At 45.8% G+C, this 21602-nt stretch carries 16 protein-coding genes and 1 tRNA gene; 6 read left to right on the top strand and 11 right to left on the bottom strand.

The window, feature by feature from the left end; all coding sequences use genetic code 11:
• Positions 1 to 30: 30 nt before the first annotated feature.
• Positions 31 to 1062, bottom strand: a complete 1032-nt coding sequence (locus H3H32_RS31355; protein WP_182459674.1) for a PorP/SprF family type IX secretion system membrane protein — start codon at positions 1060 to 1062, stop codon at positions 31 to 33.
• A 293-nt stretch (positions 1063 to 1355) separates the two neighbouring features.
• On the opposite strand from H3H32_RS31355, the gene H3H32_RS31350 reads away from it, so the two are divergent.
• Entirely contained in the window at positions 1356 to 4961 is a 3606-nt protein-coding gene (locus H3H32_RS31350) for a T9SS type B sorting domain-containing protein (protein ID WP_240543552.1), read from the top strand.
• Between the two features lie 100 nt (positions 4962 to 5061).
• Entirely contained in the window at positions 5062 to 6090 is a 1029-nt protein-coding gene (ruvB, locus tag H3H32_RS31345; RefSeq protein WP_182459672.1) for a Holliday junction branch migration DNA helicase RuvB, read from the top strand.
• Positions 6091 to 6167: 77 nt separating this feature from the next.
• Here the strand turns inward: ruvB and H3H32_RS31340 are convergent, their stop codons facing one another.
• From H3H32_RS31340 to era, 4 genes are all read right to left on the bottom strand, one after another.
• Complete coding sequence (locus tag H3H32_RS31340) at positions 6168 to 6476, bottom strand: ArsR/SmtB family transcription factor (RefSeq protein WP_182459671.1); 309 nt, start codon at positions 6474 to 6476, stop codon at positions 6168 to 6170.
• Positions 6477 to 6676: 200 nt separating this feature from the next.
• Positions 6677 to 7603 carry a DMT family transporter gene (locus H3H32_RS31335; RefSeq protein ID WP_182459670.1) on the bottom strand — a complete coding sequence of 309 codons (927 nt, stop codon included), beginning with the start codon at positions 7601 to 7603 and terminating at the stop codon, positions 6677 to 6679.
• A 95-nt stretch (positions 7604 to 7698) separates the two neighbouring features.
• On the bottom strand, positions 7699 to 9006 hold the full coding sequence (gene der, locus H3H32_RS31330; protein WP_182459669.1) for a ribosome biogenesis GTPase Der: 1308 nt from the start codon (positions 9004 to 9006) through the stop codon (positions 7699 to 7701).
• A gap of 105 nt (positions 9007 to 9111) precedes the next feature.
• Positions 9112 to 10032, bottom strand: coding sequence for a GTPase Era (gene era / locus H3H32_RS31325; protein ID WP_182459668.1), 921 nt, complete (start codon positions 10030 to 10032; stop codon positions 9112 to 9114).
• Between the two features lie 147 nt (positions 10033 to 10179).
• Here era and H3H32_RS31320 point away from each other — a divergent pair.
• A tRNA-Met gene (locus tag H3H32_RS31320) sits at positions 10180 to 10252 on the top strand.
• A gap of 122 nt (positions 10253 to 10374) precedes the next feature.
• The gene (locus H3H32_RS31315) at positions 10375 to 11229 is read left to right on the top strand and encodes a phosphotransferase family protein (RefSeq protein WP_182459667.1); all 855 of its coding nucleotides are present in this window, start codon (positions 10375 to 10377) and stop codon (positions 11227 to 11229) included.
• Positions 11230 to 11335: 106 nt separating this feature from the next.
• Here the strand turns inward: H3H32_RS31315 and H3H32_RS31310 are convergent, their stop codons facing one another.
• The gene (locus H3H32_RS31310; protein WP_182459666.1) at positions 11336 to 12988 is read right to left on the bottom strand and encodes a carboxylesterase/lipase family protein; all 1653 of its coding nucleotides are present in this window, start codon (positions 12986 to 12988) and stop codon (positions 11336 to 11338) included.
• A gap of 224 nt (positions 12989 to 13212) precedes the next feature.
• Positions 13213 to 14880: an energy-dependent translational throttle protein EttA gene (gene ettA / locus H3H32_RS31305; protein ID WP_182459665.1), complete on the bottom strand. Its 1668-nt coding sequence runs from the start codon at positions 14878 to 14880 to the stop codon at positions 13213 to 13215.
• A gap of 73 nt (positions 14881 to 14953) precedes the next feature.
• Between ettA and H3H32_RS31300 the strand changes: the two genes are divergently transcribed.
• Together H3H32_RS31300 and H3H32_RS31295 are read left to right on the top strand one after the other, a co-directional pair.
• The gene (locus H3H32_RS31300; RefSeq protein ID WP_182459664.1) at positions 14954 to 16231 is read left to right on the top strand and encodes a DUF349 domain-containing protein; all 1278 of its coding nucleotides are present in this window, start codon (positions 14954 to 14956) and stop codon (positions 16229 to 16231) included.
• Positions 16232 to 16329: 98 nt separating this feature from the next.
• Positions 16330 to 16605 (top strand): hypothetical protein, encoded by a 276-nt coding sequence (locus tag H3H32_RS31295; protein WP_182459663.1) that lies wholly within the window; start codon positions 16330 to 16332, stop codon positions 16603 to 16605.
• Here H3H32_RS31295 and H3H32_RS31290 read toward each other — a convergent pair.
• From H3H32_RS31290 to H3H32_RS31275, 4 genes are all read right to left on the bottom strand, one after another.
• The gene (locus tag H3H32_RS31290) at positions 16602 to 16832 is read right to left on the bottom strand and encodes a hypothetical protein (protein ID WP_182459662.1); all 231 of its coding nucleotides are present in this window, start codon (positions 16830 to 16832) and stop codon (positions 16602 to 16604) included. The genes H3H32_RS31295 and H3H32_RS31290 overlap by 4 nt on opposite strands.
• A 55-nt stretch (positions 16833 to 16887) precedes the next feature.
• Entirely contained in the window at positions 16888 to 18552 is a 1665-nt protein-coding gene (locus H3H32_RS31285; RefSeq protein ID WP_182459661.1) for a hypothetical protein, read from the bottom strand.
• Between the two features lie 367 nt (positions 18553 to 18919).
• Positions 18920 to 20191, bottom strand: coding sequence for a serine--tRNA ligase (gene serS, locus H3H32_RS31280; RefSeq protein WP_182459660.1), 1272 nt, complete (start codon positions 20189 to 20191; stop codon positions 18920 to 18922).
• Positions 20192 to 20275: 84 nt separating this feature from the next.
• On the bottom strand, positions 20276 to 21601 hold the full coding sequence (locus H3H32_RS31275; RefSeq protein WP_182459659.1) for an aspartate kinase: 1326 nt from the start codon (positions 21599 to 21601) through the stop codon (positions 20276 to 20278).
• Between the last annotated feature and the right edge of the window lies 1 nt (position 21602).

Below are 21602 nucleotides of genomic sequence, written 5' to 3'. Positions count from 1 at the left end.
CCTTATAGGTTTAAATAGTACAAACTACCGTTAGAATTTCGGGCAGGGCAGTTTTTTATCCCGACGCTTTACGCCAGGACGTCCCTTTTCGGGCTTGTCGAAAATATAAGATAACGACAATTCGTGCGATCCACCACTATTACCAAGGGTTGAGATCGTGACGTCGTAACTATAGCCAATAGAGAATTTTTCCATCCGCCAGCCAATCAGAGCCGCCACGGCATCGTGGTTATTAAGCGTCTGCTCGTATTTTTTGAATGGAATACCGCGATAATAGGCACCGATCGTTAACGGCGAATAAGTCAGATAAGCACCAATGTCTAACTGATCGTATTTGCCCTGATGCTTATACATAATCACAGGCGATAAACTAATTTCCCGGTCCAGGTCATCGGCCAGTCCCGTGAAACTCCCCAACGGAATTCGAAGGCCTGCCTGAACACTGGTTTTCATTGGCAATCGCTCGTTTTCACTGATAAAGAATCCCTGCGCAGGTCGGTTAATATGGTGCGCCGACAAGCCGACCCAGAACCAGTCGGAATAAAAAAGACCACCCGTCGAAAAATCAAGGTATTTGTTTGTGGGTAGACCACCCTGCAAGGCAGGATCACCCGAGACGCTGCCTGTAATAAAACCTCGATCCGTAAATTGGTCGCCGGTAGTCAAGCCAAAATAGTTGATACTCCGATTTACATAAGACCCCTGCAACCCTAAACGCACAGACGATGATTCACTAACTTGGAATTGGTATGCATATTGCAACCCAATGTCTGTAGATTGAATCCTTCCCTGACCCTGGTTGTCGCTCTGAATCATCAGCCCGACACCACTGTTATATTTTTCAATGAAATGATCTACGGCAACCATGGTGGTTACGTAGTTCGTAATGGCGGGCCATTGGTTTCGATAGTTGGCTGTAATTCGTGGAGCCAGCGCCGAACCAGCGAAGGCCGGGTTGAGGTACATAGGTGCCGCATAGAATTGAGTAAACTGAGGGTCCTGAGCAAAGACCATGCGGCTTAGGGTCAGCGTCAAAAGAGTCAGTAAGTATTTCTTAAGCATAACAGCTAAATCAAGGCAAAGACTGGGCCAACTTTATTGTTGCAACGTTATCAAGACAAACGAAGTATTTAACAACAAAACAATCTATGAAATTAGGCGAATTTTAAGGGCTTTTATGATGGTTAGTCGATAAAATTTTAACTAAGCATCATCGTTTATAGTAACGTAATGCCCCTGCTGTTGTTATGTTGAGGGAGTGAATTTGAGAGGGTGGCTTTATTATTCAGCGTTTCTTCATGTCAAGGTTTATCAGTCATATCCGGGTAGTTGGAATTCTAGCGGTGCTATTCCTTATGGCAGGACTAACTACGTCCTGGGCGCAGGAAATAAAAATTAGTGGTAAGGCCTGTATTCCCGATCAGGAATGTGGGGCCGACTCGCTCACCTTTACCGATAGTATACGCACAGGCGTGACAAAACGGGTCTGGGATTTCGGCGATGGCGGCACACTTACCAAGCAAAACAGCGATTCTATCGCCAAGCACGTTTATCAAACAGCGGGTTTATACACCATCACCTTAACCCGAACCATCAACGGGACCACACAAACGGCTACAACCAAGGTAAATGTTAGTACCCCACCCCCATCGTTTACCAACTGGCGTACCGATACAACCATCTGTAAGGGAGAAAAAATTACGCTTGATCCGTATGCCGGAGCGACTCAATCGGGATATCGGTATTTATGGTACCCTAAGGGCGATACAACGCAAAGCATACAGGTCGATAGCTCCGGTTGTTATTCGGTCGAAGCAATAAGCCCCAATGGTTGCTCCTATCAGAATCGTATCAACGTCGATGTTTGTGGAGAAAAGAAAGAATCGCAGGGGGTAAAGTGGTATTTTGGCCAGAACGCAGGTCTGGATTTTAGTGGTGGAGGTACGCCTAAACCCATTACGGATGGTAGTTTAAGTACCATTGAAGGGTCATCATCGATTGCCAATACCAAAGGCATATTGCTGTTTTATACGGATGGGATAACGATTTATGGTAAAGACGGCAAACCTCTCAAATCGCTCGTGCCGGGCGACACGAATGCCGTTCAGATTCCATTAGATGGTAATACACACTCCACGCAGTCGGCGATTATTGTACCTAAGCCAACCTGCCGGGGCTGCGAGTATTTATATTACGTGTACACGACTTCTGAAATTCGTGGCCAGAAAACACTAACGTATAGTGTAGTCGATATGCGCCAGAACGGTGGAAAGGGTGCTGTTGTGGAAAAGAATATTCCCATATCGAATCAGAGTACAGAGCAGTCAGCCTCCGTAGAAAATAAGACTGATTCAACCTTCTGGGTCATTACCCGGAAATACGGGACGAATCAATTCGTCATTCAGCATTTAACTAAAGCATCGTCACCCGTTGTAACTACGTACAATGGTGGGCAAGTCATTGACTCTTTAGCCAATGCAGAAGGCTATATAAAAATAGGCCCAGCCGATACCACCGCTGCCAATAAGGGCGACCGGCCAATGGCGGTTGTTATTCCGGGGCCACCCAAAAATTCCGTTGATTTATACACTTTCAACGACTCAACGGGTGTAATGAAATTCAATAAAACCATCGATTTAGGTACGGCTCCACCTAAGGCCTATGGGGTTGAGTTTTCGCCCGACGGTAAAAGTTTATACGTAACGATGCTTGCCGATACCAATAGTGACGGCAGTCTGAAAGGAGCATCTTATCTTCTAAAATATGATTTGAGCCAGCCAGACTCGTTGATAAAAAGCTCCAGAACCGTTGTCGATAGTAGTACAACCAGGCAATATGGGTCCCTTCAGATTGGACCCGATGGCCGAATTTACGTAGCCATAAAGGGCAGTAAATCCCTGGGGACGATCGAAAACCCAAATGGTGGTTTACTGGATAGTTTGGTGTTTAACCCATCGGGTCAGTCACTCGGGGGCAAAACGAGTCAGTTAGGGTTGCCTAACTTAGTGGCTAACTTTAACGACCCATCCAGCGGTCCAGGGTTAACCTATGCCGATACTTGTGTAAACGCCCCTACGGTCTTTCAGATTGGGCCAAACTGCCCGAAACTTAAAGAAACGTATACGCTTGATTATGGCGACGGTAGCCGCCCTTACTCAACAACATCATCACAACCTGTTACCCACGGTTACGCACAACCTGGGCAGTATTTTGTCAGTCTTCGGATTGTAACCCGAACAAGCGCAGGCGGAATCTGTAAAGACACGCTGATTAAAGACACGCTGACCATTTTAGCAACCCCACCCGATATACATCTGGGAGCCGATACCGCCATTTGTAATAAAAAAGGGATTACACTGGATATGAAGGTACAGGCCAAAGTATATGTCTGGCTGGTCAATGGAGCGGTCGCCAGTAGGCAACAGACTATAAAACTCGACAGGCCCGGCTATTACATTGTAGTTGGTCTGGCGGCCAATGGCGAGTGTTTTAAAAGCGATACGATTGAGGTACAGATCAAACCACCGCCATCACTCGACTTAGGTCCCGATACCGTTTTTTGTTATCGATCATCGATCAACCTGACCGTACCGCAGCAAACCTGGACGCAGTTTCAGTGGAGTAACGGCGGGAATACGCGAACCATTTCGGTTTCCAAAGGGGGCACCTACACTGTTACCGCGCAATCGACGGTAAATGGTACCACCTGCGAAAACTCGGATACGATCCGGGTTAGCGAATTGCCTAAACTACGGGTAGCCGCTACCCTGACTGGCCCAACAACCTGCACATCGGCAGATGGCTCGATTCAACTGACACCGACCCCGGCCGGAACATATCTTTACACCTGGACTCGTTCGGACGGAGCGATTCTAACGGGTACTGGCAGTCGGCAAACCAGTCTGACAGAAGGCGGCTATAAGGTCAGCGTAACGGATAGCATTCACACCTGTAAGGCCGATACTGCCTTTACGTTAAAATCCCCGGCCAATCAACTGGCTCTTACTGCATTGGTTAAGGACGCTTTATGCAGTGTACCGAATAGTGGCACCATCAATGTAACCGTAACGGGAGGAACGCCAGCGAGCTACATCTGGCTGGACCGAAACAACAACCTGGTAACAACAACGCCCGTTTTGGGGAATGCGTCGCCAGGGCTTTATTCAGTACAGGTAACGGACATATTGGGCTGTAAAATCCTAAAAGATAGCATTCGGGTGGGTCTCGATAGTACGGGCTTTGCCCGTCTGGGACCCGATACACTCAAATGTTCAGGAATTGGGGTTATTCTGTCTCCCTTATCTGGCGATCAACCGGGTAATACCTATCAATGGAGTACCGGATCATCGGCCCCATTCATTACTGTTTCTCAACCAGGTTCGTATAGCCTTATCCTTAGAAATACACAAACAGGTTGCGTAGGCCGAAGTAATATCCAGGTAGGCGACCGACCACCGCCAACCTTTTCACTTTCAGATAATGTTGCCCTTTGCGAAGGTGATTTAGAGAAAGCACAACTTTCGGCTAATGGAGCGCCGGGGTTGCGCTATCTGTGGCTCACTCGTAATGATACCACTAAAACGATTGTGGTTGACCGAGCTGGTAGCTATTCTATTCGGGTGACTGATCCGCAAGGATGTACGGCAACGGGTATTGCACGCGTGTTCAATTTGTGTGAGCCCCGCGTCAATGTTCCCGATGCATTCACCCCCAACAACGATGGTGTAAACGACGTATTACAGATTTTCACCGCCTATACCACAAACTACGAGTTCCGTATTTACAATCGATGGGGCGAGGTGATTTTTGCCAGCGATAATCCAGAGCAGAAATGGGATGGCACCTATCATGGATCTACCTATCCATCAATGCTTTACCCGTACATTATTACCTATAAAAGTGAGTCATTCCCAGAGCGTCCACAGGTTGTAAAACGAGGCTCAGTATTGCTCATTCGGTAGCGATTTTCTCCTGTTTTTTTCGTAAATTTGAGGTAAACGACCCGGCCAAATAAGCCTATTTTCAGGTAAACATTTGGCCGGGTCTATACGATTCAAAATCATGCGAAATGACTTTTTAAAGGGCTCGACAGAGGGCATGAGTGCGACCGACAAGGAGATTGAACGGGCGCTTAGACCCCTCTCCTTCGAGGACTTTACAGGGCAGGAAAAAGTCCTCGAAAATCTCGAAGTATTTGTTCGGGCGGCTATGCAACGGGGCGAAGCCCTCGACCATGTTTTGCTTCATGGCCCCCCAGGGTTAGGCAAAACAACCCTATCGCACATTGTTGCCAATGAACTCAACGCCAGCATCAAAATGACTTCCGGACCTGTTCTGGATAAACCCAGTGATCTGGCTGGTTTGTTGACAAATCTGCAACCAAACGATGTGCTCTTTATCGACGAAATTCACCGGCTCAACCCAATTGTGGAAGAGTATCTGTATTCGGCGATGGAGGACTATAAAATTGACATCATGCTCGACTCCGGCCCCAACGCCCGAACCGTGCAGATAAAATTGAATCCGTTTACGCTTATTGGCGCCACAACTCGGGCGGGTATGCTTACCTCTCCCCTACGAGCCCGTTTTGGTATTAGTTGCCGATTGGAATATTATGACGCCAAACTTCTAACATCCATCGTTCAACGGTCGTCGGCTATTCTGGGAACCGCAATTGATGAAACAGGCGCTTATGAGATTGCACGTCGGAGTCGGGGTACACCGCGTATCGCGAATAACCTCCTGCGCCGTACCCGCGACTTTGCACAAGTTAAAGGGAACGGTTATATCAACGTCGATATTGCTGAAATCGCGTTGAGCGCTCTGGAAGTTGACCAGAATGGGTTAGATGAAATGGATAATCGGATTCTGACAACGATCATCGAGAAGTTCAAAGGGGGGCCGGTAGGTCTCTCAACCATTGCTACGGCTTGTGGGGAGGAATCTGAAACGATTGAAGAAGTCTACGAACCGTTCTTAATTAAGGAAGGCTTCCTAAAACGAACATCGCGCGGACGAGAAGCTACCGAGCGGGCTTATATTCATCTTGGTATCATACCGCCTTATAAAACCGGCGATCTATTCAGCTAACAGTCGGTAAGTAAAAAGCGTTAGAAAAAAGACCTCGGTCTTTTTTCTAACGCTTTTTACTGTGCTCTCTAAATGGATTAGCTTATTAGTTTACTCTTGTAAATACAATCGATGATCTCCGCTACAGCAGCATCGACCAGAAAGTAATAAATGTTTTTGCCGCTGCGCCGGATATCCAGAATGCCTTTGTCGCGCATGTTAATTAAGTGGTGCGAAATGAGGGATTGTTCGGCGTTTAGATTTTTGTAGATAGTCGACACATTTAGCTCTTTGCTCTCATTCAACATCTGAATGATCTTTATTCGCAGAGGGTGCGCAACAGCTTTAAGCACATAAGCCGCTTTGTCAATGCGTTTTTCGTCATCTAAAATTTTTTCGGTTGCCATGATAAGGTGGGTAATCGTTTGGGTAATAACGGGGGCCAATATACTCCTAAAATAGACATATGTAAAATACTAACGTCCTGAACGTGAGCGCAACTTTATTTAATGGTTGTTTTTGTAATCCTATCGTAACATGATACTTCTTTTATATAGCAGGCTAGTTACCTTTAAGTAAGTAATACCCCCATAATAGGCACAATTTGTTAGTTGGTTACAGAAGGAGTTACTTGTTTGTTCCCTTTCCAACCAATCATAAAGACGCCAGCTAATACCAGTAGGGTACCTATAATTTGCTCAATGCTAATCGTTTCATGGAGAATAGTGGTCGACAGGAAAATTGTAAAAATTGGACCAATACTGCCAATAATAGAGGCATTACCCGATCCCACCCGCTTAATTCCTTCAGCAATCATAAACGTCGGGATCACGGTTACAAAAATGCCCATCCCCAACCCTAAAGCATATACGGGCATTGGATAGCCTCCCAAGTGCAGCCCATTTTGAACCGCGCAATGCAGCACTGTAGGTACCGTGGCGGCAATCATGGCATAACAGGTATACCGCAGCGACCCAATTAATGGGATCATGCGGTCGCTACCAACCAAATAAACGGCATAGACCAATCCGCTAAGGATAACCCAGAAGGCGCCCAACACAACATTGTTTTGAGCCGAAGTCTCAATATTTCCCCAAAACGCCAGGAGAATTCCGGCATAGGTTAAGATAAGCGCTACGATCTGTAATTTCGTAACCCGCAGGCCAAAGCCCATGGCGTTCATCAGCAGCACAAAGGTTGGATAGACGAATAGAAGAATCCGCTCCAAACTTGCTGTTATGTAAATCAAGCCTAAAAAATTGAAGAAACTGGCAAAGTAATAACCTGTAATTCCAAATATGGCCAGAGCTGCCCATTGCCGACTCGTTAGTTTAGCGGGGGATTGCTTTCGGTTCAGATTGACTAAAATAACGATGTAGAATGGCAGCGCAAACAACATTCGTAATGTTAGCAGCGAAATCGAGTCAATCTGATATTGGTAGGCCAGTTTAATAAGAATGCCTTTACAGGCAAAGCAAAAAGCAGCTAAAAAAACTAGAAAAGCGCCAATCCAATAACGTGAGGAAGTTTTCATGATATACTGACCAAAACAAGTCAGGAGTAGCCGAGTATCGTAATTAGACGAACAATACCTGGCTACTCCTGACTATATTAACTCTACTCTGTGCTTTATTTTTGCCGGAAAAACACCGTAATCGGTACACCTGTAAAGTCAAAATGTTCTCGAAGCCTGTTCTCCAGGAAACGCTGGTATGATTCCTGAACATACTGAGGTAGGTTACAGAAAAATACGAACGTTGGCGAAGGCGTTGGCACCTGAAGCATGTACTTAATTTTAATATGCTTCCCTTTGATAGCCGGCGGTGGATATTTCTCGATTTCGGGCTGCATGGCATCATTCAGCTTCGACGTCGCAACCTTTTTCGTCTTGTTCTCATACACTTCCATCGCTTTTTCCATCACCTGGAAAATACGTTGCTTCTCATGAACCGACGCAAAAATGATAGGCAGATAGTCAATCGGCATCATTCGCTGAATCATTTCCTTACGCAATCTGTCGGCAGTATGCTGGTCTTTTTCAACCGCATCCCATTTATTGACCATGATTACTACGCCCTTTTTCGCTTTCACAGCCTGCCCAATAATGGTCAAATCCTGCGCTTCGAGGCCACGTGTCGCATCAAGGAGAATAATACAGACATCCGAATCCTCCATGGCTTTAATCGAACGTAATGTCGAATAAAACTCAACGTTGGAGTCAATACGCGCTTTACGGCGGATACCAGCCGTATCAGTCAGAATAAAGTCTTTACCGTAAGCTTTATAGCGAGTGTCGATCGCGTCTCGAGTAGTACCGGCGATAGGCGTCACAATACTACGCTCCTGCCCTGTCAGGACATTCAAAAACGACGATTTACCAACGTTCGGACGCCCGAGAATTGCAATTCTTGGAATTCCGGCATCCGGATTTTCAACGCCAGCCGTTGGAAAATGCTTGATCACTTCATCCAGTAAATCACCAGTACCAGTGCCCGTTTGCGACGAAATTGCATAGGGATCACCTAATCCAAGGGCATAAAATTCGGCAGCGCCATGCGCCCGTTCGCCGGTTTCGGCCTTATTAGCGACTACGTATACGGGCTTTTTGGTTCGGCGTAGAACATTGGCAAAGTCCTGATCCAGGCCAGTGATGCCTGTTTGCGTATCAACAACAAACAACAAAACCGTTGATTCCTGAATAGCAATTTCGACCTGTTCCCGAATCGACTCTTCAAATACATCCTCAGAGCCAACAACGTAGCCACCTGTATCGATGACTGTAAAATATTTATCGTTCCACTCGGCCGTGCCATAATGCCGGTCGCGTGTAACACCACTTTGGTTATCCATGATGGCCTGTCGCTGTTCCGTCAGACGGTTAAACAGCGTGGACTTGCCCACATTTGGGCGACCAACGATTGCAACAATGTTTGCCATTTTTTTGAAGGAGTGAGGAGCGAGGAGTGAGAAGTGAGGAGTTGCTGACGCAAGTTTAATGAGTGCTTCAACAACTCCTCACTTCTCACTTCTCACTCCTAATGCTTATTCATCGTATCCTAACCGCTTGAGCATCCGCTCTTTCTGGCGCCAGTCGGGTTCTACTTTGACGAATTGTTCTAAAAATACTTTTTTGCCGAAGAAGCGCTCAAGTTCTTCACGGGCCATAATTCCCGTTTTTTTAATCATATTCCCACCTTCACCAAGCAGAATAGCCCGTTGCGTAGCCCGTTCGACCAAAATTTCGGCCTGAATAACAATGATATCCTCTTTTTCCTTGAAGCCCGTTATAACTACCTCACTGCTATAGGGAACTTCGCGTTTGTAGTTCAGGAAAATTTTCTCCCGAATAATTTCTGAGGCAAAAAACCGCTCGGGTTTATCGGTCAGTTCGCTCTTAGGAAAATAAGGCGGATGCTGAGGCAGCCGACTGATAATACCGCCAAATACCTGATCAATATTAAAGCCGTTCAACGCCGAGATAGGAATGATTTCCTGGGCGTTGAAATTTTCCTGCCAGTACGCAATTTTCTCCATTACCTGATCCTGCGTAGCCTGGTCAATTTTATTGATCAGCAGCAGCACAGGAACTTCCGATTTTTGCAGTCGCTCAATGACGTCGTTTTCGTCGTGTTGTTCGAAGATATCCGTTACGAACAGCACAACATCAGCATCTTCAATGGAGCCGCGTACAAAGCTCATCATTGATTCATGAAGTTTGTACTGGGGTTTAATAATTCCGGGGGTATCGGAGTAAACGAGTTGGAACTCCTGTCCGTCATGAGTTCCGTTCAGGATACCCATTATCCGGTGGCGTGTCGTCTGTGCTTTGGAGGTGATAATAGACAGCCGTTCGCCAACGAGCTGATTCATCAGGGTAGATTTACCGACATTGGGCTTACCAACGATACTGACGAAACCGGCCTTATGATTGGCCGGGAAATTTTCAATGATTTCCGTATTCATTCTTTGAGGTGATCCCGCTGGCTGATTACCAGCGGCTTTAGCAAACAACTCACTCCTGACAAAAAACGTTTCAGACAGTGAATAAACTTTTTTTTACAAAGATAATTGTATTTGTAAAATGTTGTCGTACATTTGCAGTCCCAACATCGCGGGATGGAGCAGTTGGTAGCTCGTTGGGCTCATAACCCAAAGGTCGCTGGTTCGAGTCCAGCTCCCGCTACTAAGAAAAGCCGTTACGAATTCGTAACGGCTTTTTCATTTTGCGCCAGTATTTTTTTGCATGAAGCCAAATCGAATAGCTTTAATTTAGCCCCTTCTTTCGTTTCTGCTTCAAAGCAAATCATGCTCGACCAGTTAAAGAACACAATCCTGGCCTGTTTTCCTGACCTTGCCGACGCTACCTTTACATTACTAACTACCGGATGGGATTCTGTTGCCGTTGATATAGATGATCGGTTAGTTTTTAAATTCCCCCGTGATCCGGAAGCTATCGAGGCTTTGCGCAGAGAGGCTACAATGCTCACCGTGATTCGGCCCAGTGTGACAATACAAGTGCCCGATCTTGAGTTTTTTGAAAAGCCAGTTACGTTTTCGAAACACACAAAGCTTAAAGGAGAACCCGTTACGAGGCCGCAGTACGAATTATTGGGGAAGGTAGCTAAAGAGAGCTTAGCGAAAGACATAGCTCGTTTTTATGGGGAGTTACACGCAATTGAGCCAGACTTGCTACGAACTGCCGGCGCCCTACCAATTGACCAATGGCCAAGTCCTGACATTATTCTGGCTGGTATTCAACCACTCTTACCCAAAAATCTTCTCCCTAAGGCCCAACAAACGCTCAAAACCTGGGCGCAGCTTCCTCCCGATCTGCCTATATATGGATTTTTCGATGGTCATGGCAGGAATATGGCATTTGACTATTCTACTCAACAACTAACTGGTATTTATGACTTTGGCGATGCTGGTTTTGGCGAATTGCACGAGGAATTTATTTATACCAGTTTTATTTCAAAGGAGCTTACCGCGGATGTCATTAGCCACTATGAACAGCTAACAGGACGCACAATCGATCATAATCGTGTTCACACCTTAACCGGCGTATTACTGTTAACCGAACTGGCCGATATGGTTGACGACCCTGAACATGGGGCTACGTGTTTAGAAAACGCGTTGACTTGGCTAACGGAGAATAGTTAAGTATCAAAACAGCCACCCATCGCCAAGTTGCCCTCCAAACGAACGGTCCCATATAGTCAATTGACCGTATAGGACCGTTTTGGATTTATAACCAGCCAATTCTTTCTTAAGCCAGCGTTTTCCGTGCTTCGCGATCGGGATCATTCGCCAAAGCGGGAACATCATCCAGAATCATGGTTTCACCATGTTGGGTCGTATACGGCTTCCAGTTAGGTAAGCCTCCCCCATTAGGATTTCCGGTTTTGATAAAGTTCAGAAACGAGTGAGCCATCTTATCGGATAAGGCTCTTGGTCGCTTCCCACCACCAGTATGCGTCAGCATCAAATCGGTATTATAAAACCAGAAACAAATATCGTCGCAGTGGAAAGCCCGCATCCGACCATCAAATAGCGGGGGCTGCCAGCCAAACCAGGCTACGTAAACAGGCGCTTTTTGCTGAGCGGCTTTAGCATCGGCAGTGGCAACGACATTCTTTCGATTCGAAACAATCAATGCCCAAATCTCAATGGGGCGAGCCTTCGGGAAATTCTTGGCGTAAGCGTCTACAATTTCACCAGATTTATCGCCAAAGCGGGATTTTATTTTCTCTTTCACTTCGGCCAACGAAATACCCTCCAGGCTGGCATCTGTCCGGTCAGGATTTTGCTCATGAAATGTGGAACAGAGAATCAGCGGAATATCAGCCGAGAATTGATTGGGGTTATTGAAAAAAGCCCCTTCGGCCAAGTAGGTGCCATCACCAACGGGCGAATAGCCTCCCCGCTGGATATTCATTCGCTTGGCTTCATCGGCCATTTTCTCAACAGCCCGGTTGGCGATATCAATGTATTGGCGCCACGGAATCTGCTGAAGTTTATCGATTTCGCCCGGCTTCAGACCAGCTTCCTCCATCACCTTCACGCCTAATTTTTCGGCATATTCTTTATTAACGCCAGATAGCGAGCTACCACTCAATGCAACAGCCTTATGAAACAGGCCTTTGGCGGATGGCATATTCATTAGGGTTGTCACTTTGGCTCCGCCACCCGACTGCCCAATAATAGTTACATTGGCAGGGTCTCCACCAAAATTGGCAATATTGTTTTTGACCCATTCCAGAGCGGCCACCATGTCCAGATTACCTACGTTACCAGATGCGGCATGGCCTCCGGCAGCTTTCAGATCGGTATACCCCAGCGAGCCAAGCCGATGATTGATGGAGCAAAAAACGATATTGCCCAAACGAGACAAGTTTTCACCCTGATATCCATCCTGCTCAACCGCATTTCCATTAACGAAGCCACCGCCGTGCAGCCAGACAACTACTGGTCGTTTTTGCGAGTCTAGGGCTGGTGTCCATACATTTAGCTTCAGGCAGTCTTCTGAAACATCATCGTAATTCCAGTGGTCAACGAAGGACGCGTAAACATTGGCATATCGTTTTTCCATGATTTGGGGAGCTGAGTTTCCCCACCACAGAGTAGGCCGAATATCAGTCCAGGGTGCGGGCTTTTGTGGAGGCATAAACCGATTTTTACCCGAGGTATCAGCCCCATAAGGCACTCCTAAAAATTGATGAATACCCCGAAGAATAAATCCTCTAACTTTTCCGTGTTCTGTATTGGCAATGGCAATCGTATCGCCCACAAACAGAACCTGATCGTCGCCTGCTGGCTTTTTAGGTGCAGGTAATGCTGTAGCAGAAGCTTGTTTAGTAACCCCCAAACTGGCCACGCCAACGCCCAGCGATTGTAAGAAATTACGTCTTGACGGTTTCATCGATTGTTTTTTGTTAAAGGGTGAAGAAAAGGCGAACCCTATGCATCTAAAACACAAGGCAAACTATCTCTTAAAGCATGATCTTTCGTGAATCTATTGGCTCCTTAAGAAATTAGTAAAGCGCTAACCGCCAGCCATCTATCTGCCGAGAGCATTAACAATAAACGGGTACCACGTTTCAAAAGGAAACGTGGTACCCGTTTATTGTTAATGCCCTTCCTAAATTACCCCAATTTTTTATACTTGATCCGGGTTGGCGTGGCATCCGTGCCTAGTCGTTTGCGCCGATTTTCTTCGTATTCCGAGAAATTTCCCTCAAACCAATAGACCTGTGAATCGCCTTCAAAGGCCAGAATGTGCGTAGCAATCCGATCCAGGAACCAGCGATCGTGGCTGATGATCACCGCACAGCCTGCAAAATTCTCCAGGCCTTCTTCCAACGCTCGCAACGTATTCACATCCAGGTCATTGGTCGGCTCATCCAACAAGAGCAGGTTAGCGCCTTCCTTAAGTGTCATGGCCAGATGAACCCGGTTACGCTCACCACCCGACAATGTTCCGATTTTCTTTTCTTGATCGGCACCGCCAAAATTAAATCGGCTTACATAGGCGCGAGCGTTTGACTGCTTTCCGCCCATAATAATCCAATCGTTGCCTCCCGAAATGGTTTCATAGACCGTCTTGTTCGGATCTAAGCCATCATGTTCCTGGTCAACGTAGGCCACTTTTACCGTTTCGCCTACGTCGAATGTGCCCGAATTGGGTTTGTCGCGACCCGTAATAAGTTTGAATAGCGTCGTTTTACCGGCTCCGTTTGGCCCGATGATACCAACAATACCACCCTGTGGGAGTCTAAAACCTAAGTGTTCAAATAAAAGTCGGTCGCCAAACGCTTTGGATACGTCTTCGGCTTCAATCACTTTAGCACCTAGACGTGGACCAGCTGGAATAAAAATTTCTAGTTTTTCGTCGCGTTGCTTAGCGTCTTCATTCAACAGCTTTTCGTAAGCTCCCAAACGTGCTTTAGATTTTGCCTGTCGTGCTTTCGGAGCCATTTTCACCCATTCTAACTCGCGTTGAAGGGTTTTCTGACGCTTCGATTCTGTCTTTTCTTCCTTCGCTAGCCGATTTTGTTTCTGCTCTAACCACGATGAATAATTGCCTTTCCAGGGAATGCCTTCACCCCGATCAAGTTCGAGAATCCAACCCGCCACGTTATCCAGAAAATATCGATCGTGGGTTACAGCGATAACGGTTCCTGAATATTGGCGAAGGTGTTCTTCTAACCACAACACCGATTCGGCATCAAGGTGGTTCGTTGGCTCGTCAAGTAGCAGAACGTCTGGTTGCTGTAGCAGCAGGCGACAGAGAGCCACCCGGCGTTTTTCTCCCCCCGACAGATTATCGATCAGAGCATCGGACGGTGGGCATCGGAGTGCATCCATGGCTCGTTCGAGCTTCTGGTCGAGTTCCCAGGCGTTATAATGGTCTAGTTTTTCCTGAACCTCGCCTTGCCGATTAATAAGTTTATCGAAGTCGGCATCGGGGTCGCCAAAGGCTTCATTAATCTCGTCAAATTCCTTCAAAAGGTTCACAACTTCCTGTACGCCCTCTTCCACAACTTCACGTACAGTTTTGCCAGCCTCAAACTTTGGCTCCTGCTCAAGCATACCAACCGAATAACCGGGCGAGAAAACGACTTCTCCGGTATAATTTTTGTCTATACCTGCTATGATCCGCAATAAGGTCGATTTTCCAGAACCATTAAGTCCTAAAACACCAATTTTTGCACCATAAAAAAAGGAAAGGTAGATGTTCTTTAGGATTTGTCGGTTAGGCGGAATATTTTTACTCACGCCTGCCATAGAGAAAATTATGGTTTCCTGGCTCATTAATTTCTGATAGATTTGTGTTGGCAATAATCCTCAAAATTAACCCACAGCGCAGCCTTAACCAAGCACAGTAATGGAAAACGCTTCACTGGTAGATGAATACGGTTACGTCAAAGACGGAAAGGTATTTTTGAAAGGCTACCTGAATTACGAAGACCGCCAAATCGGCGAAGTCAAACGCACCGAGCAGGAAGCGCTCGATTATTTTAAAAATCGCTTCATCATTGCAGAGAACAAAGTCAGTCAGTTAGAGAAAGACATCGACGAGGCTCAGAACAAAGGCTCGTACCTGACAAAGCTGGTCCAACTCCGCAAGAAACTGCTTGGATTTGATGCATTAGGAGATTTCCCTCCCCTACTCGACCGTCTGGACGAGCAAGAAAAGTTATTGGCCGATTTAATTACGGTCAACCAACGCAAGAATTATGACATTAAGCGGGCTCTGATCGCTGAAGCCGAAGCTATTGTCGACAGTACTGACTGGCGAACAACAGCTGATGAACTTCAGGAGATCAAGACGAAATGGATTAAGACTGGCCCGGTTGACAAATCGGTAGAGGAGGAAGTAGAAGGACGGTTTCAGGAACTACTGGACGGCTTTTTTCAACGCCGACGGGAGTTCTTCAACGAGCAGAACAAAGTTATTCAGGAACGCCTGGATAAGTATGACGAGCTGATTCGATTAGCCTTCCGTGCCAATCGATTGGGTGATCTGGATGCGGCCTTTCAAGAGGTTCGGCGGCTGAACAATGCCTGGAAGGCGGTTGGTGAAGTACCGATCAAGAAAAGTGGAAAACTGTATAAGCAGTTCAAGAAAGCCACAACCATGTTCTATGCGAAGTATAACGACGCGAAGGGCATTGTACTGGTACCCAAGATCGATCCACGGATTGAGGCTCAAATGAAAATGGCCGATGAAGTGGAGAAACTATCCAAACAATCCGACATTTTTGCTGCTGCTGAGCGAGCAAAAGTGTTACTCAATGCCTGGAAAGAGATTCGGGTGCCGTTCAAATTACAGGACAAAGTTGTTAATGAACGTTTCCGGGCAGCCTGCGACAAAATTTTCGAGCTAAGCTATCTTGGCCGTGTTCTGACCCGGAAATACCCTGCGTTTGAGCTTAAAAGTCAATCGGAGCAGATTCGGACGAAAATTCGGGAGATGGAATATCTCGTTAAACGCGAGAAAAACGACTTGCAGTTTGCCTTGCAGGATGCTGACGGCCTCGATCCAAACAATGATGCCGACAAGCAGATTCTGAACAAAATCAATACGCAGAGACGAAAAATCGCGATGAAAGAAACAATTCTGCGCGAGTTACAGAAACAACTGGAAACAGCTGGCTATTAATTTTTGCCACGCTGGATTCAGCCGGGATTTCAACCTAACGAGACGTGCTCCGATCTAGAATTGGGGCACGTTTCGCATTTTAGGATTGTTGTTAGGATATGGAAACAAACCTGATTGCGTCCGACTTTATTCCTTCTGAAACCGATTTTCGGTCTGCTATTATTCCTGGCAAATTCGTGCGTCTTGAGTACCTGACCGATTTGAGTGAGTTCATCAAAGCCGATGTCATGATTAAGCAACTTCTCCACGAAAATGGTGCTGAATGGCTCGAACTGGCCACTGGCGAAACTTTACCACTCGATCGTGTTGTGAGTATTTCGGGCAACTTATCTCCGAAATACCCTAGTTACGGCAATTACTCTTGCGACTGTTAAGCCGCCTGGGCATGAGAGTTAACACTTAGATCAAATGTGGCCATCAGTTGGTTAAGCTGTTCCACATATTGTTCACGAACACGAACAAACCCTTCGATAGCCAATTCATTGCGAGGCTGGATTTGTCGATGCCGCTCAATGGAAGCATTTGCCCGCTCAATTAAATCTAGAAGATAGCTGATAGCTAGTTTTAAATAGTCTGATTGCGAAATCTCGGGATGTTTCATGCCTAAACCTAAGTACTTATCTGATTTCACAGAAAACTTGTTGACTCTGCGCCCATTAGGGTTTGATAGTAAGTTGGCTGCTCTGGCCATAAATCAACTTCCCATCTTTATCAATAGTTAGCTTTCCTACTGGAAAACTACCATTGACTTGTATCTCATGGTAAATACTTGTCTGTTCGCCTAATAAGGGTGGACGGCCAACGTTCCAAGTACTTGCATCTGACCAATTACCATTACCTATTGTAAATATTTTATCTATTAATACCGTCAGCTGATTTTTTTTACTGCTATTTCCATAGTTGGAGTAGAGCTTATTATTGTACAACATTGGAACGCCAGAATATCCATAGCCAGTGTCAGGGTTTGGTACCAATGTCAAGTTGTTTCCATCATATTGACCCAACTGATGCTTGCCATCACTATTTTGGTAGTCAAGATAGAATTTATTGTTGTGTACTATTGGGTTTCCATAAAAGCCAAGCCCATTATCAGGATTAGGAACCAATTTCAGGTTATTACCATCATACTCACCTAATTGAATGGTACCGCTACTATTTGAATAGCCAACATAGAGTTTATTGTTGAGCAAATACTTATAACTAGAAAAACCAAGACCATTATCAGGGTTTGGTACCAACGTTAGGCTGGTACCATCATATTGTGCCATCCGGTATGTCCAAGGACGGCTTAAGTACCATATATAGAGTTTATTATTATATTCAATTGGATAGCCCCAATAACCATAGCCATTGTCAGGGTTAGGTACTAACGTAAGGCTGCTGCCATCGTACTGTGCCAACTGATAATTCTCACTACTATTTTGGTACCAGAGGTAGAGTTTGTTATTGTAAACAATCGGTGGAATATACCGATCACCCGAGCCAAAGCTATAATAGCTATTGTCAGGGTTAGGTATTAATGTAAGGCTGTTTCCATCGTATTGAGCTAATTGGTAGATGTTATTACTGTTTTTGTACAGAATGTAAAGTTTATTGTTATAAATTACTGGACTGCCCATATAGCCCCTGCCATTTTCGGGGTTGGGCACCAGCGTTATGCTAATACCATCATACTGTGCTAACCGTATTTTATTGTTTCCATCTATATACTTAAGATAGAGTTTGTTATTGTACTCAATTGGCCAGCCTTGATAGCCAGAACCATCGTCGGGGTTAGGTACCAGCGTTAGGCTATTGCCATCGAACTGCGCTAGCTGATAATTACCCCTTCCGCTCTGGTACCAGAAGTAGAGTTTGTCCTTGTAAACAATCGGTGGAGTAGACTGGGATCCAAAGACAGAGCCATTATCGGGATTAGGCACAAGCCTTAATTTGTTACCATCATATTCACCTAATTGATTGCTAAGATTGTTACTAAAATTTTGGTACCAGATGTAAAGCTTATTTTTGTACACTGTTGATGGCGCATCATAATAAAGAGTGTAATTGTCAGGGTTTGGTATCAGTGTCAGATTGTTTCCATCGTACTGTGCCAATTGATAGGCGTAGTTGCTGTTAATATACTGGAGGAAGATTTTGTTGTCATATCCTATCTTGATAACCTCATTACCATAACCATTATCGGGGTTAGGAACAAGCATCAGGCTCTGAGCCTGAATTGCCAACTTCCATAGTATTAATCCACAAAACAAAAGTAGCCGTACTACATGCTGCTTTCCCCACTCACTGATCAAATCACCACCGAGTACGCGTTTATCCATTATTATATAAAATGATGCGTAAAATTAATCCAAAGCAAGATAATAAGAATACAAAATCGTAAGTGATCGAAGCTACTGTATTTGCAGTCACCCAAAGACAGGGCTGCTAAAGTTCACTGTCAAACGAGTCTGGCTTGTCGCCGACGAAACACGAACAAAATCGCTGATGATCAAAAACTTACACTCTATATATGTAGGAAAAATATTAAAGGCGACCAACACTTTAAAACTATATACTAATCCCTATCAAATTATTAAAACAGAAATAGTCACAATCAAACGTTTGATTGTGACTATTTCTGTTTTAATAATTTGATAGGGAGATAAATTTACTCGCTCATCAAACGTCATAACACCTTAAAATTATCTACTCAATCGTTTCAAAGCCACAATACGGCACCAGCACTTTCGGAATACGGATGCCTTCTGGCATTTGGTTATTTTCCAGAATCGATGCCAGAATACGGGGAAGGGCTAACGCTGAACCATTCAGCGTATGCATCAACTGCATCTTACCCTCCAACTTCGAACGAAGTTTAAGCCGATTAGCCTGGTAGGTTTCGAAGTTAGAGACTGAGCTTACTTCCAGCCAGCGCTGTTGCGCAGCCGACCAAACTTCCATATCGTATGTAAGCGCTGATGTAAAGCCCATATCGCCCCCGCAAAGCCGCAGAACCCGATAAGGGAGTTCCAGTTTTTGCAACAGATTTTGCACATGTAGGCTCATTTCTTCCAGAGCGGCATACGAATTTTCAGGCTTCTCGATCCGAACAATTTCAACCTTGTCGAACTGGTGTAACCGGTTCAACCCACGAACATGGGCTCCCCAGGAACCCGCTTCACGACGGAAACAGGGGGTATAACCAACGTTTTTAACGGGTAGCTGGCTTTCTGGCAGAATGACATCGCGGTAGATGTTCGTAATAGGAACTTCGGCCGTTGGAATCAGATATAACTTATCTTCCATTACGTAGTACATCTGCCCTTCTTTGTCTGGCAATTGCCCCGTTCCGAAACCTGAGTCTTCGTTGACGACAATCGGCGGTTGTACTTCCATATAGCCCGCTTTTAGGGCTTCGTCCAGGAAGAAGTTAATCATTGCCCGCTGAATCCGTGCCCCTTTGCCTTTGTAGACCGGGAAACCCGCTCCTGAAATCTTGACGCCTAACTCGAAGTCAATGATATCGTACTTCTTAATCAGTTCCCAGTGCGGCTGCGCCTTTTCGTGCAGCGTCGGCTTCTCACCATGTTCCAGCACAACTTCGTTATCCTCAGGCGTGCGGCCTTCAGGAACGCTGCTATGCGGAATATTAGGAATGGTAACGAGTACCGCCTGCAAATCTGATTCAATTTGCCGAAGGGCATCGGCAAGATCTTTTGAGCGTGCTTTTAAGTCTGCCGTTTCGGCTTTAGCCGCTTCGGCAGCTGCTTTATCGCCAGCTTTCATCAACGCGCCGATCTGGCCCGCTTTCGCATTGGATTGAGATAATACGTCATCCAGTTCACGTTGGGTATCGCGTCGGTTTTGATCAAGTGTGAGAACCTGATCAATGGCGACCTCGGCATTGGCGAAATTGCGTTTGCGCAATCCCGCTAACGTTGTCTCTTTATTTTCGCGGATAAATGGAAGCTGGAGCATTATTTTATGTTGATAAATTCTTTTTCAAACCTATAAGGTTTCAAAAACCGCTCCGGCGGCCCGGCTTATAGGTTTGGGAGAGTACTAGTTGGCAAAAAGTCCATCGTTCAGCGCATTCAAAGCTTCTGCTTTATAACGGCCATGAACGAGCAAGGAGATGTTGCTTTCCGTTCCACCGTACGAAATCATCCGAATCGGAATATTTTTCATGGCGCTGAAAACACGAATGGCAACCCCTTCGTTGTCAGCGCTGAAATTGCCCACAACGCAAATAATGGTTTGGTCAAAATCAGGCTCTTCGAGTGTGCAGAATGTATTTAGCTCGTCGGTTATTTCCTGAATCCGTTCCGTATTATCGATCGTAACCGATACCGAAACTTCGGATGTGGTTATCATATCGACCGGCGTTTTGTACTTCTCGAAAATCTCGAAAATCCGACGCAGGAAACCATACGCATTCAGCATACGGGTCGAGTGAATATACAAGGCCGTGATGCCGTCTTTGGCCGCAATGGCTTTAAACACCTGGTTAGAAGTCCGGTCGGCAATCAGTGTTCCCGGTGCACTTGGGTCCATCGTGTTTTTCAGACGAACGGGCACACCGAACATCCGCGCCGGTGTAATAGTGGACGGGTGCAGAATTTTAGCCCCGAAATACGCTAACTCAGCCGCTTCGTCGAACGTCAACTCCCGAACCGGAAAGGTATTTTTCACGATTCGAGGGTCATTATTATGCATCCCGTCGATATCGGTCCAAATCTGAATTTCTTCGGCACGCATAGCCCCGCCAATTAGGGAAGCGGTGTAATCAGACCCACCCCGTTTGAGGTTATCGACTTCACCTCGTGGATTTCGGCAGATAAACCCTTGCGTGACAATAATTTGCTTATCGGCATGCAGTGGTAGCATTTCAGCTAATTTCTCCTCCGTAAAGTGAATTTCTGGCTCGTTATCAGCATCGATTCGCATGAATTCCAGTGCAGGCAGCAAGGTCGATGGTACGCCTTCTTCCGCTAGAAACGCCTGGAAAATCTGTGTACTCAGGAGTTCTCCTTCAGCCACCAATTCTTTCTCCTGCTTGAGCGTAAATGGCTTAATCCCGACCAGCGAGCGGATAAACGAAAATTCGTTATCAATGATTTTCTGCCCAGCGGCTTTCCCATCGGTCGTTTTATACAACTCGTCGATAAAGCTGTCATAATGCGCTTTAAGGGCATCAATCTTAGCATTTGCATCGGCATCGTTATTTGCTTTAAGCGATTCGCCAATGGCCAAAAGTGAATTGGTAGAGCCAGACAGAGCTGACAGGACGACGATTTTACGTGTATCGTCTTCAGTAATCAGATTTCGAATCGACTGCATACGCTCAGGTTTCCCAACCGACGTACCGCCAAATTTCCAAACATGCATA

This window comes from Spirosoma foliorum (genome assembly GCF_014117325.1).
Taxonomy (GTDB): Bacteria; Bacteroidota; Bacteroidia; order Cytophagales; family Spirosomataceae; genus Spirosoma; species Spirosoma foliorum.
Note: the sequence above shows the minus strand (reverse complement) of the source record. Positions and strands in the feature narration are given on the sequence as shown.

Excerpts from the sequence above, each read along its gene's own strand:
- H3H32_RS31355 (WP_182459674.1), bottom strand. The coding sequence starts at position 1,062 with ATGCTTAAGAAATACTTACTGACTCTTTTGACGCTGACCCTAAGCCGC.
- H3H32_RS31350 (WP_240543552.1), top strand. The coding sequence starts at position 1,356 with ATGGCAGGACTAACTACGTCCTGGGCGCAGGAAATAAAAATTAGTGGT.
- ruvB (WP_182459672.1), top strand. The coding sequence starts at position 5,062 with ATGCGAAATGACTTTTTAAAGGGCTCGACAGAGGGCATGAGTGCGACC.
- H3H32_RS31340 (WP_182459671.1), bottom strand. The coding sequence starts at position 6,476 with ATGGCAACCGAAAAAATTTTAGATGACGAAAAACGCATTGACAAAGCG.
- H3H32_RS31335 (WP_182459670.1), bottom strand. The coding sequence starts at position 7,603 with ATGAAAACTTCCTCACGTTATTGGATTGGCGCTTTTCTAGTTTTTTTA.
- der (WP_182459669.1), bottom strand. The coding sequence starts at position 9,006 with ATGGCAAACATTGTTGCAATCGTTGGTCGCCCAAATGTGGGCAAGTCC.
- era (WP_182459668.1), bottom strand. The coding sequence starts at position 10,032 with ATGAATACGGAAATCATTGAAAATTTCCCGGCCAATCATAAGGCCGGT.
- H3H32_RS31315 (WP_182459667.1), top strand. The coding sequence starts at position 10,375 with ATGCTCGACCAGTTAAAGAACACAATCCTGGCCTGTTTTCCTGACCTT.
- H3H32_RS31310 (WP_182459666.1), bottom strand. The coding sequence starts at position 12,988 with ATGAAACCGTCAAGACGTAATTTCTTACAATCGCTGGGCGTTGGCGTG.
- ettA (WP_182459665.1), bottom strand. The coding sequence starts at position 14,880 with ATGAGCCAGGAAACCATAATTTTCTCTATGGCAGGCGTGAGTAAAAAT.
- H3H32_RS31300 (WP_182459664.1), top strand. The coding sequence starts at position 14,954 with ATGGAAAACGCTTCACTGGTAGATGAATACGGTTACGTCAAAGACGGA.
- H3H32_RS31295 (WP_182459663.1), top strand. The coding sequence starts at position 16,330 with ATGGAAACAAACCTGATTGCGTCCGACTTTATTCCTTCTGAAACCGAT.
- H3H32_RS31290 (WP_182459662.1), bottom strand. The coding sequence starts at position 16,832 with ATGAAACATCCCGAGATTTCGCAATCAGACTATTTAAAACTAGCTATC.
- H3H32_RS31285 (WP_182459661.1), bottom strand. The coding sequence starts at position 18,552 with ATGGATAAACGCGTACTCGGTGGTGATTTGATCAGTGAGTGGGGAAAG.
- serS (WP_182459660.1), bottom strand. The coding sequence starts at position 20,191 with ATGCTCCAGCTTCCATTTATCCGCGAAAATAAAGAGACAACGTTAGCG.
- H3H32_RS31275 (WP_182459659.1), bottom strand. The coding sequence starts at position 21,601 with ATGCATGTTTGGAAATTTGGCGGTACGTCGGTTGGGAAACCTGAGCGT.